Genomic DNA, 12,192 nt, shown 5'->3' on the forward strand with positions numbered 1-12,192 from the left:
TGTAATTGCTACAAAAGTAAATAATTATGAACACTATAAAAAGGGAAATAAAAATTTGTGTGATTAATTAAAAAAAAGTATATTTACTTGTACTAATTTAATACTGATTAGATGAAAAAAACAATCTTACTATTTGCCTTTATTGCCTTTACTGCAATTGGATTTGCTCAGAGCGGCGCTAAAATTGAATTTTTAAATAAAGACAATACTATCGATTATGGCACTGTGAGCAAAGATTCAGACAATGGACTTCGTACATTTGAATTTAAAAACACTGGTGATGCACCTTTGATCATTTCAAATGTTCAGTCAACTTGTGGATGTACTGTTCCTACAAGACCTACAGAACCAATTATGCCAGGAATGACAGGAAAAATTGATGTTAAATACAATATGAATCCTGGACCAATTCGTAAAACAATTACAGTTGAATCGAATGCTATTAATGTGGAAGGTGGGAAAATTGCACTAAAAATCAAAGGGGAAGTAATAGTAAAGCCTGAAGTTAATGTCTTAGAAAAGAAAAAATCATTACCAAGTCAATAAAATTTTATTCAAAATATTAGCGCTTCAATTGAGGCGCTTTTTTTTATATAAAGATTACAAAATTGTTTATTATTCTAAAATAATTATTGCAAATTTGCATTTTAAAACGAACTATTATGCCTAAAATTTCAAATAAAGGAATTCAAATGCCGGAATCGCCAATTCGTAAATTGGTACCTTATGCGGAAATTGCGAAAAAGAAAGGTCACAAAGTGTACCATTTAAACATTGGTCAACCGGATATTAAAACACCTGAAGTGGCAATGAATTCGATAAAAAATCTTGATATTAAGGTTTTAGAATACAGTCATTCAGCAGGATTTGAAAGTTATAGAACTAAGTTGTCACAATTTTATAAAAATACAGGTCTACCAATTGATGTTGCCGATATTATTATAACCACTGGAGGTTCTGAAGCGTTGTTATTTGCTATGGGAAGCACAATGGATTTTGGTGATGAAGTGATAATTCCTGAGCCATTTTATGCAAATTACAATGGTTTTTCAACTGCATCAGGAGTAAAAGTAGTTCCTGTAATTTCGTCAATTGACACGGGATTTGCTTTGCCACCGATTGCTGATTTTGAAAGATTAATAACTCCTAAAACTAAGGCTATATTAATATGTAATCCTGGAAATCCAACCGGTTATTTGTATTCTAAAGAGGAAATTATGCAGTTGGCGAATTTAGTTAAAAAGTACGATTTATTTTTAATTGCTGATGAGGTTTACAGAGAATTCACTTATGATGGTGATGTTCATTATTCGGTAACGAATATTCCTGGTTTGGAAGAAAATGCCATTATGATTGATTCTGTTTCAAAACGTTACAGCATGTGTGGCGCAAGAATTGGTTGCATTGTTTCAAAAAATAAAGAGTTAATGGCAACAGCAATGAAATTTGCGCAAGCAAGATTGAGTCCGCCAACATTTGCTCAAATTGCGAGTGAAGCAGCTTTAGATACGCCACAAAGTTATTTTGATGAGGTGATCACTGAATATAGAAGTCGTAGAGATACTTTAGTTGATGAATTAAATAAGATTGATGGAGTGGTGGTGAGCAAACCAAAAGGTGCTTTTTATTGTATTGCGCAATTACCAATTGATAATGCTGATAAATTTGCACAATGGATGTTGGAATCCTATGATTTAAACAAAGAAACCGTTATGGTTGCTCCAGCTGCGGGATTTTATTCTACGCCAGGAGTTGGGTTAAATGAAGTAAGAATTGCTTATGTATTGAATGAAGCAGACTTGATTCGCTCTGTAGAAATATTAAAAAATGCTATAGCAGCTTATAATTCAAAATAGAATTCATATCTAAAATATTACTAAAACTTCGTTAATGTATTTATTAACGAAGTTTTTTTATTTATTTTTATCAAAATTAATGATTTGGACGTTTACTATGAAAATCAGAATTTCTTTATTGGTATTTTTGTTTTTTTCTTCGCTTTGCTATTCTCAATTTGATAATGGAAATAAAGCGTTGCAAATCTCACCAATTAAGAACAAAACAGTTCCAAAACCGAAGCCTTCTACCTCAAAATTCAGCCCTGTTTCGCCAATAACCCCTAATTTTAAAGATGTACCAGTAATTAAAGAACCAGAGATTATTTTTCAAAAAATAGGAGGGTCTAAACCTATAGATCTTACTATGAAAAGTGATTTTGTGAATCCAGGGGCTATTTTTCAAGAAAAAATGAATAAAAATAGCGATGGGGAAGTAACTCAGGAATTTAGAAGAAATCAGAATTTGGGTGATTTTAAAACTAAATCTTTATTTGTGAAAATTCTATGTCGTGACAACCAATTTGTTGATGGAGACCGAGTCCGAATTTACATAAACGACTTAATAATTCAGGAAAATGTACTTTTAGTTGGGGATTATCAATCTTTTGAATTCACATTAAAAAACGGCTTTAATAAAATAGATATTGAAGCAATAAACCAAGGTTCATCAGGACCAAATACTGCTGAATTCCAGGTTTTTGATGACAAAGGTGCTTCAATTTCTTCAAATCAATGGAATCTTTCTACTGGTTTTAAAGCTACAATTGTAATTGTAAAAGAATAACTATCGTTTTTCTAAAAGCACTACATTTTCAACGTGGTGGGTTTGCGGAAACATATCAACTGGTCGAACTCTTGTTACCTTGTATTTCTCGTCCATCAAAGCTAAATCTCTGGCTTGTGTAGCCGAATTACAACTTACATAAACTACTTTTTGAGGTTCAATTTTTAATATTTGTTCAATTACATCTTTATGCATTCCGTCTCTTGGAGGGTCTGTAATTATGACGTCTGGTTTTCCGTGTTGCGCAATGAATTCCTCATTAAATACAACTTTCATATCTCCTACGAAGAACTCGCAATTGGTAATTTCGTTTCTTTTGGCATTTGCTTTAGCATCTTCAATTGCTTCTGGAACACTTTCTACACCAATTACTTTTTTAGCCTTTTTAGAAACAAATTGAGCAATAGTTCCTGTTCCAGTATATAAATCGTAAACAATTTCATTCCCAGTTAATCCTGCAAAATCTCTAGTTATTTTATACAATTCATAGGCTTGGTCAGAGTTGGTTTGGTAAAATGATTTCGCATTAATACTAAATTTCAAGCCCTCCATTTCTTCTAAAATGTAATCACGACCTTTGTATAATTTTATATTTGTATCGTATAAAGTGTCGTTCGCTTTATTGTTAATTACGTATTGTAATGAAGTAATTTGAGGAAATTTATCATACAAATGATCCAATAACAATTCACGATTTTGTTTATCATCTTCAAAAAACTGAATTAAAACCATTATTTCTCCTGTAGAGGCAGTTCTTAACATCAGCGTTCTCAATAAGCCTTCATGACTTCTTGGGTTAAAGAAAGTAAGTTTATTTAGGTTGGCAAATTCTTTAATTTCGTTACGAATAGCATTTGAGGGGTCCTCTTGAAGGTGACATTTATTAATATCTAATATTTTGTCCCACATTTTTGGAATATGAAATCCAAGAGCATTTCTATTTCCTAAATCGTCTTGGCTATCAATTTCATCTTGTGTCAGCCATCGACTATTTGAAAAACCAAACTCCATTTTATTTCTATAGAAAAACTGCTTTTCAGACCCTAAAATTGGTTCAAATTCTGGAAGTTCAATTTTACCAATTCTCTGTAAATGATTTTTCACTTCATTTTGCTTGTAGAATAATTGTTGGCTGTATTTCATATTTTGCCATTTGCAACCACCACACACACCAAAATGCTCACAAATAGGTTCAATTCTGTGTTCAGAAAACTCGTGAAATCGAACCGCTTTTCCTTCATAATAGGCTTTTCTTTTCTTTAATGTTTGAACGTCTACTACGTCACCGGGAACAACATTAGGAATAAAGATAACTTTTCCATCAGGAGCTTTTGCAACTGAAACGCCCTTAGCACCTGCATCAAGGACTTTTATATGATCGAAAACGATTTTATTTGTGATTTTTCTTGCCATAGCGCAAAAATAAGTTTTTATAAATCCAAAAATTGAAAATTGTGATATTTTTTTTTAAATGCTATTATCGAATGGTTGTAAAAATCAAAATCCCTCAAAAACTCCCAATCCAAATAATGCAAAATCGTATTTCACAGGATCATTGGGATCGTAAATTCTAAGCTTTGAATCGAGTTCAAATAGTGCTTTTCCATCATTTTGTTTTCTTTGCAAAAGGCCTAATTTTCGGGCAACATTTCCAGAATGCACGTCTAATGGGCAGGAAAGTTGAGAAGGTGATATTGATTTCCAAATTCCTAAATCGACTCCTTTATTGTCTTGACGAACCATCCAACGAAGAAACATATTGATTCTTTTTGCTGCGGAATTCCCCATAGGATCTGAAATGTGCTTTTCTGTTCTTGTTAAATGTGGTAATTCAAAAAATACTTTTTTAAACGCTGAGATGGATGATTGCATCGCTCTTGAATCATTATTTGATTGTCCTCTGTAAAAAACAGCTTCAATACCGTTATGGTTTGTATAGATGTTTTTAAGACTCTTAATAAAATATTGAAAATCCAAACTATTATATGTTCTATGAACAAAAGTTTCCAATCGCTCTAAATCATTTTCAGTGTGCGACATCACAAAATCGTAGGGTGTATTTCCCATCAAATCCATCATTCGATGAGAATTTTTAATAATCATTTTTCGATTTCCCCAAGCAATAGTTGCACTTAAAAAACCTGCAATTTCAATGTCTTCTTTTTGTGAAAACAAATGCGGAATCTGAATGGGATCACTTTCAATAAAATTCGGATTATTATACAATTCGACTTTTTCGTCTAGAAAAGATTTAATTTCGTTTGGTGTCATTTTAAGTTGAAACCCTATAAATGATTACTAATTTGCCCATCAACCATTACCAATTTTCTATCAGCCATGTTAGCTAATTCTTCGTTATGGGTAACAATTACAAAGGTTTGACCAAATTCATCACGTAATTTAAAAAACAATTCATGTAAATTTTCTGCTGATGCTTTATCTAAATTCCCTGAAGGTTCATCAGCAAAAATTATGGAAGGCTTGTTTATTAAGGCTCTTGCAACTGCTACGCGCTGTTGTTCACCTCCTGAAAGTTCATTTGGTTTGTGATTAATACGTTGAGAAAGTCCTAAATAATCTAATAATTTCTTAGCATCAATTTCTGTTTCTTGTTTAGATTTATTAGCTATAAATGAGGGAATACATACATTTTCTAATGCAGTAAATTCTGGTAGTAATTGATGAAATTGGAAGATAAATCCCAAGTTTAAATTTCGAAACTTGGACAATTCCTTATCATTCATTGAAAGTACATTTTGCCCATTAATTATCAATTCAGACAATTGATCTTCAGAAGAATTACTTGAATTGGGTTTGTCTAATGTTCCTAATATTTGCAAAAGCGTTGTTTTTCCAGCTCCTGAAGAACCGACAATCGATACGATTTCACCTTTTTTAATATGCAAATCAACCCCTTTTAATACTTGGAGTTGGTCGTAATATTTGTATATTTTTTTTGCTTCTATCATATTGATTGTGTTTTCACAAAGTAACAAAGATTTTCACGATTATTGAAAATAACAAGGAATAAAATTATCTCACAAATTATAATATTTAGTTAATTGCATATCTACAGCTTCTTATTCTTGATAAATTTGTAAAAACATTAAGTATGAAAAAGAAAATCAGTATTCTATTATCCATGTTAGCTTTTTCGTGTCAGTCAAAAGAAAAAGTCCAAGATTTACCTCATTTAAAACCCAACAAACCAATGGAGATTCATGATAAATTAGAAGTAGCAACATTTGCAGGTGGCTGTTTTTGGTGTACCGAAGCCGTATTTTTAGAATTAGAAGGTGTAGAAAAGGTGATTTCAGGATATATTGGCGGGACAACAATAAACCCATCTTATTCTGATATTTGTAGGGGAGATACCGGACACGCTGAAGCAATCCAAATTACCTTTGACCCAAATAAAATCTCTTTTGGTGAACTTCTAGAGGTATTTTTTGCAACCCATGATCCTACCACATTAAATCGTCAAGGAAATGATATGGGAACGCAGTACCGAAGTGAAATTTTCTATCATAATGCTAACCAAAAGAAAATTTCCGAGGACTATATTGCTTTATTAACTAAAGAAAATACATTTGGTAAACCTATTGTAACTGTAATTTCTGAAGCTTCAAAATTCTATGATGCAGAAGATTATCACCAAAATTATTACAATCAAAATCAATCTCAAGGATATTGCAGTTATGTAATTACTCCAAAAGTGGAGAAAGTTAGAAAAATTTTCAAAGACAAGCTCAAAAAATAATTGATAATAACAAAAAAGCCACCCGAAAGTGGCTTTTTTTATTTCTTATTTTTCGACATTTTCATATTTAAAACTTCCACCAAAAGCGAGAAGGAAATAGCAAAATACAGATACCCTTTTGGAACTACATCTACGTGGTTTCCAAAAAAGGATGCATTTGACAAATGTGCCGCTTCGGTTACTAGCATAAAACCAATTAATATTAAAAAGGTAAGCCCTAATATTTGAATCGTAGGATGCTTGTTAACGAAAATTCCAACATGAACAGCAAATTGCATCATTATAAATACTGAAATCACAACAGCAGTCACCATTATATAAATTGCTCCAGGAACGCCATTTGTCATTCCTACAGCGGTTAAAATACTATCAAACGAAAACACTAAATCGATTAACATAATTTGCAATAAAACTCTAGAAAATCTCTTAGCAGCTGATTTTCCAAGTTCCTTTTCTTCAACTCCTTTTTCTTCAATTTTTTCGCGAATTTCGGTAGTACTTTTATATAATAAAAATAAGCCTCCAAATAGCAATATCAAACTCTGACCGGTTATTTGAGCTGAAAACCAACTTAAATCAATAGTAAACCACGCCTCTTTCATTGCAATCAATACCGAAATTCCCATTAATAAAGCAATACGTAAAAACATCGCCAAAAACAATCCTATTTGTGTTGCCTTTTTACGCTTTTCTTCGGGTAACTTTCCTGTAGCAATAGAAATAAAAATGATATTGTCAATTCCTAATACAATTTCTAAAAAAGTCAATGTTAATAAGGCTATCCAAGCACTTGGATTTAAAAAAACTTCCATTTAAATGCGTTTAATTTTATTGTTTTATGGCAACTCCTTTTTGCTTTTCGTCACTACCAATAATTCCGAATTCAAAGGTATATGAATTTTTCGTAGTTGACACTATTCTCATGCTAATTGCTTTTTTTTCTTTTATATTTTTTGGGTGCAATTTCTGTAAAACAAATTCGCAATCGTTCACCCATCTCACTGTAGCGGTGTCGGTTTTACCCTCGTAGGTTTCTATTTGCATCGTTTCAGTTCGTTCAAATAAGGTCGTTTTTTTAACGCCATTAACCACGTAATCAAACTGGAACTTACCTGTTTTGAAGTCTTTACAATTTCTTTCTACATCGTAACACGAAGTCAAAATCAGTAGTGAGAAGAACCATATAATTTTTTTCATTTCTATGTTTTTTTTGAAGCTTAATCCTGCTATCATTCCAAATCCTCGCTAAAAAGCTCGGGATTTTCCCTTCTATCAGGGCTATTTACTCTATTTTTATATCATATTTATCTAATAATCCCACGATTCCCAAGGTTGAAAATTTTGCTTTTCTCATCGGATTAAATTCTGGATCAATTTTATAGTTTTGTGCCAAGGTAAAATCAGCACCAGCCAGTTGGGTGTCGTTAAAAATGGCTCCATCAAGATTACTATTTTCAAACACTGAATTCGATAAATTGGCGCCTATAAATGTAACTTCCTTTAATGTCGAATTCATGAAATTTGTTTTCAGCATTTTTTTATTGGCAAATGAAGCATAATCCAAAACACATTCTTCAAAACTCACGTTAAATAAGAAATCATCACATTCATTGAACTGAATTCCAAGCAATTTGCAATTGATGAAATCCACTGTTTTTAAACTAGTACCTTTTAATTTGGTCATTGAAAGATTGCAATCGTAAAATTCACAATCCATGAAGGTATTGTTGGAAAAATCGCTATTTGAAAAATCGCAATTTTTAAAAATACAGCCCTCAAACTCCCTATTATTGATTCTACTATTTATAGAAATGACTTTTTCAAAAGTCTTATTAATGTGAATTAAGGCGTCCATTATTTATTAAAAAGGCTTTTCATTATTGTATTTAAACCTTTAAAAAGCATTACCATTGCCGTAATACAAAAACCGATTCCAATTGCTAAAATCAAATAAAATAAAGGTTGCAATTTATTTATAAAAGCAAAATGAATTACAGCCGGACCAATGAATAAGCAGGGTAGAGAAATGGTGATGTATTTTATGCCTTTGCTTAAAACCTCTTTATTGGTATTCATAATTATTTGTTTTCATTATTATAATGGTCGACTGCTTTTCTCACACTTCCATATTTTGCTAATAATTCAGCTCCTTTTTCATAGGTTACTGGAATTTCACCCATAATCATTTTTACACCACGATCTACCAATTTGCTATTGCTCAATTGCATATCTACCATTTTATTCCCTTTCACTTTTCCCAACTGAATCATTGTAGCCGTTGAAATCATGTTTAATACTAATTTCTGTGCGGTTCCAGCTTTCATTCGCGAGCTTCCAGTTACAAATTCAGGGCCTACAATTACTTCAATTGGAAATTGTGCTGTTTGTGAAAGCGGACTTCCAGCATTACAAGAAATAGATCCAGTAATTATATTATTTTCATTACACGCTTTCAAACCTCCAATTACGTATGGCGTCGTTCCTGAAGCTGCAATTCCAACAACCACATCGTTTTCTGAGATATTTTCAGCTTTAAGGTCGATCCAAGATTGCGTTGGGTTATCTTCGGCATTTTCAACAGCACGTCGAATGGCTTTATCGCCACCAGCAATTATTCCATTTACCAAATCAAAAGGTACTCCAAATGTTGGCGGACATTCAGAGGCATCTACAATTCCTAATCTCCCAGAAGTTCCAGCGCCGATATAAAATAATCGTCCTCCAAGTTTCATTTTTGCAACTATTTGAGTTATTAATTCTGTTATTTGAGGCAATGCTTTTTCAACTGCTAAAGGAACGGTTTGGTCTTCTTGATTGATATTATATAACAATTCTTCAACCGACATTTTTTCTAAATGTTCGTATTTTGAAGATTGTTCGGTAGTTTTAATAAAGGTCATTTTATAGATTCAATGATTTAAGTTCAAAGTTACAAAGATTTTATGTAAACCGCTATTGTAAAATTGTGCAATTTTTTAGCGTGAGGGATAGAAGTGGAAAGCCCACAGGCAAGTGGAGTAAAACGGAACGTGGCGAGGACTTGTAGCGAATAGCCCGACCGAGTTTTGCACTTAATTTAATTGGAAAAAGAATCGTTGTAAACGAGGGCACGCCCAAATTATATAAAATAGGCAATTACAATTCCGAGAACAATCATAGAAATTTTGGCAATATTGAATTTGTGTCCTTCGCTACTTTCAAAAATAATGGTTGACGAAATATGGAATAATATTCCAATGACAATTGCCGTAATTTCGTTGTAATAGCTATTAATTATTGGTAAAATCTCTGAAGCCAAAGTTCCCAAAGGCGTCATAATTGCAAAGAAGACCATGAATAAAAACAACGCTTTTTTGTTTAATTCGGCATTTACGAAAAAGGTGGTTAATATTATCGCAATTGGGAAATGATGAATTGCAATTCCCAAAGCCAATTTGTGTTGGTGACCCACAGGAAATCCTTCTAAAAATGCGTGAATACACAAACTTATAAAAAGTAGCCATGGCATTTTTTGCAATTTATCGTGGCCGTGCACGTGGCCGTGTTCGGCACCTTTTGAGAAAAATTCTAATATAATTTGAAATAAAATTCCAAGCATTATAAATAATCCAATACTTGAATTATTACCAACATAAAGCTCTGGAAGCAAATGCATTACTGTTAGTGATAATAAAAAAGAACCACTAAATGCTAAAAGTAATTTCAGATTTTTTTTAACTTTTGGCTTAATAAATAATGCAAAAGTATATCCGATTAATACAGAAAATAGAGGAAGTAAGAACGGAAAATAGGTACTCATTATTTAAATATCAATATTAATCTTTCACTTTCTAGTTTGTGGAATTTTTTCAGTTTGTAATCACCAAAAACATCAAGTAAATAAATACCTGCATTTTCCATCATTGATTCAAAATCTTCTAGAGTTATTGCTTTCACTTTCTCTGTAAAATGAAATTTTTGGCCTTGGTCTTCAAAATCAATTTCCTTGTAGATGAATCCATTTTTTAAATATCTTTTGATATGAAATTCGATTTTATCAACAATTTTTATTTCTTCAGGCACTAAGTTTGCTAGTACATTGTGCACATTCATGAAGTCGATTACTGCAAATCCATATTCAGAAATGCTATCTCTTATAGCTTTGAGCGTTTTAAAATTATCTTCGTCATTTTCAAAATAACCAAAACTTGTAAATAAGTTAAAAATGGCATCAAATTTCTGATCGAACGGGATTCGCATATCGTGTTCAACGAATTTTAGCGTTTCATTTTCATTAAGTGAAGCTATGGCAACACTATTTGAGGATAAATCTGCTCCTGTTACATGGAATCCCATTTGATTTAAATAAATTGAATGACGTCCTTTTCCGCAAGCTAAATCTAAAATTTTAGCATCTTCAGGAAGGTTTAAGTAATGTACTATGTTGTCCATAAACAATTGAGCCTCTATTTCATCACGTTCCTTGTAAAGCACATGATAATAGGGAGAATCAAACCAAGAAGCAAACCAATTACTGGTTTTTAATGGTGAATTTTGTTCCATTTGTTTATTTGAATCCGACATTATCTTTTTTCAATTAATTAAAGTCGAGCAAATTTAGTGTATTTTTGCAACGAATACTTGATTTTATAATGGAAAATAATTTTAAAATGATTGCCAAAACCTTTTTTGGTTTTGAAGAAATTCTGGCGAATGAACTAAAAATGCTTGGCGCTCAGGATGTTGAGCAAGGCGTTAGAATGGTAAGTTTTAAAGGAGATAAAGGTTTTATGTACAAAGCCAATTTGTCTTTGAGGACTGCTCTAAAAATTCTAAAACCGATTTATTTTTTTAAAGCCACCAATGAGAGTCAGTTATACAAAGGTGTTCAAGGGATTAATTGGTCTAAGTTCATTAATGCCAATCAAACTTTTGTGATCGATGCAACGGTGCATTCAACCCATTTCAATCATTCGGAGTTTATTTCTCAAAAATGTAAAGATGCCATTGTAGATCAATTTCGCGAGAGAACAGGGCAGAGGCCAAGTATTGATAAAGCACACCCCGATTTAAGAATTAATATCCACATTGATAAAGATCAAGTTTCTGTGGCTTTGGATACTTCAGGGAATTCATTGCACCAAAGAGGGTATAGATCTGCGACCAATATTGCTCCAATAAATGAAGTTTTAGCCGCTGGAATAGTATTATTATCAGGTTGGGACGGTCAAAGTGATTTTTTGGATCCCATGTGCGGTTCAGGAACTTTTCTTGCTGAAGCTGCAATGATTGCTTGTAATATCCCAGCAAACATCAATAGAAAAGAATTTGCTTTTGAAAAATGGAACGATTGGGATAATGATCTATTTGATATGATTATGGATTCGTTAATGAAGAAAGTTCGAGAATTTCATTACACTATTAAAGGTTATGATAAAGCGCCAAGTGCGGTAAGTAAAGCAAAAGAAAATATAAAAAATGCCAATTTAGAGGAATACATAACCATTCAAGAAAAGAACTTTTTTGAGACTGAAAAGAATTCTGAAGGTAAATTACACCTCGTTTTCAATCCTCCATATGACGAACGTTTAGATATTCATATGGAAGAATTCTATAAGAATATTGGTGATACTTTGAAGAAAAATTATCCAGGGACTAATGCTTGGTTTATCACAGGAAACCTAGAAGCATTGAAGTTTGTAGGTCTTAAGCCGTCAAGAAAAATAAAGTTATTTAATGCAAGTATTGAAGCTAGATTAGTGAAATACGAAATGTATGAAGGTAGTAAAAGAACAAAATTCCAAGTTATAGAAAATTCAACTGATTAAATT

Annotated in this window: 15 protein-coding genes; 5 read left to right on the forward strand and 10 right to left on the reverse strand. The window is 32.2% G+C overall.

All coding sequences use genetic code 11. The annotated features are described in order from the left end of the window. The first annotated feature begins 111 nt into the window (after positions 1–111). The 3 genes from AC9UFV_RS02275 (at position 112) to AC9UFV_RS02285 (ending at position 2,622) form a co-directional block, all read left to right on the forward strand. Positions 112–546 (forward strand): DUF1573 domain-containing protein, encoded by a 435-nt coding sequence (locus tag AC9UFV_RS02275; protein WP_509572347.1) that lies wholly within the window; start codon positions 112–114, stop codon positions 544–546. 116 nt (positions 547–662) lie between these two features. Then, positions 663–1,856: a pyridoxal phosphate-dependent aminotransferase gene (locus tag AC9UFV_RS02280; RefSeq protein ID WP_509572349.1), complete on the forward strand. Its 1,194-nt coding sequence runs from the start codon at positions 663–665 to the stop codon at positions 1,854–1,856. A 97-nt stretch (positions 1,857–1,953) separates the two neighbouring features. Next, positions 1,954–2,622: a hypothetical protein gene (locus AC9UFV_RS02285; RefSeq protein ID WP_509572351.1), complete on the forward strand. Its 669-nt coding sequence runs from the start codon at positions 1,954–1,956 to the stop codon at positions 2,620–2,622. On the opposite strand, the gene rlmD is transcribed toward AC9UFV_RS02285, so the two are convergent. From rlmD to AC9UFV_RS02300, 3 genes are all read right to left on the reverse strand, one after another. After that, a complete protein-coding gene (rlmD, locus tag AC9UFV_RS02290; RefSeq protein WP_509572353.1) occupies positions 2,623–4,035 on the reverse strand; it encodes a 23S rRNA (uracil(1939)-C(5))-methyltransferase RlmD in 1,413 nt (470 codons plus the stop codon). 84 nt (positions 4,036–4,119) lie between these two features. Further along, positions 4,120–4,893 (reverse strand): TIGR02757 family protein, encoded by a 774-nt coding sequence (locus tag AC9UFV_RS02295; RefSeq protein ID WP_509572355.1) that lies wholly within the window; start codon positions 4,891–4,893, stop codon positions 4,120–4,122. Between the two features lie 14 nt (positions 4,894–4,907). After that, positions 4,908–5,591 carry an ABC transporter ATP-binding protein gene (locus tag AC9UFV_RS02300; protein WP_509572357.1) on the reverse strand — a complete coding sequence of 228 codons (684 nt, stop codon included), beginning with the start codon at positions 5,589–5,591 and terminating at the stop codon, positions 4,908–4,910. A 143-nt stretch (positions 5,592–5,734) separates the two neighbouring features. On the opposite strand from AC9UFV_RS02300, the gene msrA reads away from it, so the two are divergent. Beyond that, entirely contained in the window at positions 5,735–6,382 is a 648-nt protein-coding gene (gene msrA, locus AC9UFV_RS02305; RefSeq protein WP_509572359.1) for a peptide-methionine (S)-S-oxide reductase MsrA, read from the forward strand. A gap of 38 nt (positions 6,383–6,420) precedes the next feature. Here the strand turns inward: msrA and AC9UFV_RS02310 are convergent, their stop codons facing one another. The 7 genes from AC9UFV_RS02310 to AC9UFV_RS02340 form a co-directional block, all read right to left on the reverse strand. After that, entirely contained in the window at positions 6,421–7,194 is a 774-nt protein-coding gene (locus AC9UFV_RS02310) for a TerC family protein (protein ID WP_509572361.1), read from the reverse strand. Positions 7,195–7,210: 16 nt separating this feature from the next. After that, on the reverse strand, positions 7,211–7,579 hold the full coding sequence (locus AC9UFV_RS02315; protein ID WP_509572363.1) for a DNA topoisomerase IV: 369 nt from the start codon (positions 7,577–7,579) through the stop codon (positions 7,211–7,213). An 85-nt stretch (positions 7,580–7,664) separates the two neighbouring features. Next, positions 7,665–8,237: a pentapeptide repeat-containing protein gene (locus AC9UFV_RS02320; RefSeq protein WP_509572365.1), complete on the reverse strand. Its 573-nt coding sequence runs from the start codon at positions 8,235–8,237 to the stop codon at positions 7,665–7,667. Further along, on the reverse strand, positions 8,237–8,458 hold the full coding sequence (locus AC9UFV_RS02325; protein WP_509572367.1) for a DUF6095 family protein: 222 nt from the start codon (positions 8,456–8,458) through the stop codon (positions 8,237–8,239). Before AC9UFV_RS02325 ends, AC9UFV_RS02320 begins: the two co-directional genes overlap by 1 nt. Before the next feature lie 2 nt (positions 8,459–8,460). Next, the gene (gene murQ / locus AC9UFV_RS02330) at positions 8,461–9,282 is read right to left on the reverse strand and encodes an N-acetylmuramic acid 6-phosphate etherase (protein WP_509572369.1); all 822 of its coding nucleotides are present in this window, start codon (positions 9,280–9,282) and stop codon (positions 8,461–8,463) included. A gap of 218 nt (positions 9,283–9,500) precedes the next feature. Continuing rightward, entirely contained in the window at positions 9,501–10,181 is a 681-nt protein-coding gene (locus AC9UFV_RS02335; RefSeq protein ID WP_509572371.1) for a ZIP family metal transporter, read from the reverse strand. Next, positions 10,181–10,945, reverse strand: coding sequence for a class I SAM-dependent methyltransferase (locus tag AC9UFV_RS02340; protein WP_509572373.1), 765 nt, complete (start codon positions 10,943–10,945; stop codon positions 10,181–10,183). Before AC9UFV_RS02340 ends, AC9UFV_RS02335 begins: the two co-directional genes overlap by 1 nt. A 68-nt stretch (positions 10,946–11,013) precedes the next feature. Between AC9UFV_RS02340 and AC9UFV_RS02345 the strand changes: the two genes are divergently transcribed. Next, positions 11,014–12,189, forward strand: a complete 1,176-nt coding sequence (locus tag AC9UFV_RS02345) for a THUMP domain-containing class I SAM-dependent RNA methyltransferase (protein ID WP_509572375.1) — start codon at positions 11,014–11,016, stop codon at positions 12,187–12,189. Positions 12,190–12,192: the final 3 nt, after the last annotated feature.

This window comes from Flavobacterium sp. (assembly GCF_044349645.1).
Lineage (GTDB): Bacteria > Bacteroidota > Bacteroidia > Flavobacteriales > Flavobacteriaceae > Flavobacterium.

Excerpts from the sequence above, each read along its gene's own strand:
- AC9UFV_RS02275 (WP_509572347.1), top strand. The coding sequence starts at position 112 with ATGAAAAAAACAATCTTACTATTTGCCTTTATTGCCTTTACTGCAATT.
- AC9UFV_RS02280 (WP_509572349.1), top strand. The coding sequence starts at position 663 with ATGCCTAAAATTTCAAATAAAGGAATTCAAATGCCGGAATCGCCAATT.
- AC9UFV_RS02285 (WP_509572351.1), top strand. The coding sequence starts at position 1,954 with ATGAAAATCAGAATTTCTTTATTGGTATTTTTGTTTTTTTCTTCGCTT.
- rlmD (WP_509572353.1), bottom strand. The coding sequence starts at position 4,035 with ATGGCAAGAAAAATCACAAATAAAATCGTTTTCGATCATATAAAAGTC.
- AC9UFV_RS02295 (WP_509572355.1), bottom strand. The coding sequence starts at position 4,893 with ATGACACCAAACGAAATTAAATCTTTTCTAGACGAAAAAGTCGAATTG.
- AC9UFV_RS02300 (WP_509572357.1), bottom strand. The coding sequence starts at position 5,591 with ATGATAGAAGCAAAAAAAATATACAAATATTACGACCAACTCCAAGTA.
- msrA (WP_509572359.1), top strand. The coding sequence starts at position 5,735 with ATGAAAAAGAAAATCAGTATTCTATTATCCATGTTAGCTTTTTCGTGT.
- AC9UFV_RS02310 (WP_509572361.1), bottom strand. The coding sequence starts at position 7,194 with ATGGAAGTTTTTTTAAATCCAAGTGCTTGGATAGCCTTATTAACATTG.
- AC9UFV_RS02315 (WP_509572363.1), bottom strand. The coding sequence starts at position 7,579 with ATGAAAAAAATTATATGGTTCTTCTCACTACTGATTTTGACTTCGTGT.
- AC9UFV_RS02320 (WP_509572365.1), bottom strand. The coding sequence starts at position 8,237 with ATGGACGCCTTAATTCACATTAATAAGACTTTTGAAAAAGTCATTTCT.
- AC9UFV_RS02325 (WP_509572367.1), bottom strand. The coding sequence starts at position 8,458 with ATGAATACCAATAAAGAGGTTTTAAGCAAAGGCATAAAATACATCACC.
- murQ (WP_509572369.1), bottom strand. The coding sequence starts at position 9,282 with ATGACCTTTATTAAAACTACCGAACAATCTTCAAAATACGAACATTTA.
- AC9UFV_RS02335 (WP_509572371.1), bottom strand. The coding sequence starts at position 10,181 with ATGAGTACCTATTTTCCGTTCTTACTTCCTCTATTTTCTGTATTAATC.
- AC9UFV_RS02340 (WP_509572373.1), bottom strand. The coding sequence starts at position 10,945 with ATGTCGGATTCAAATAAACAAATGGAACAAAATTCACCATTAAAAACC.
- AC9UFV_RS02345 (WP_509572375.1), top strand. The coding sequence starts at position 11,014 with ATGGAAAATAATTTTAAAATGATTGCCAAAACCTTTTTTGGTTTTGAA.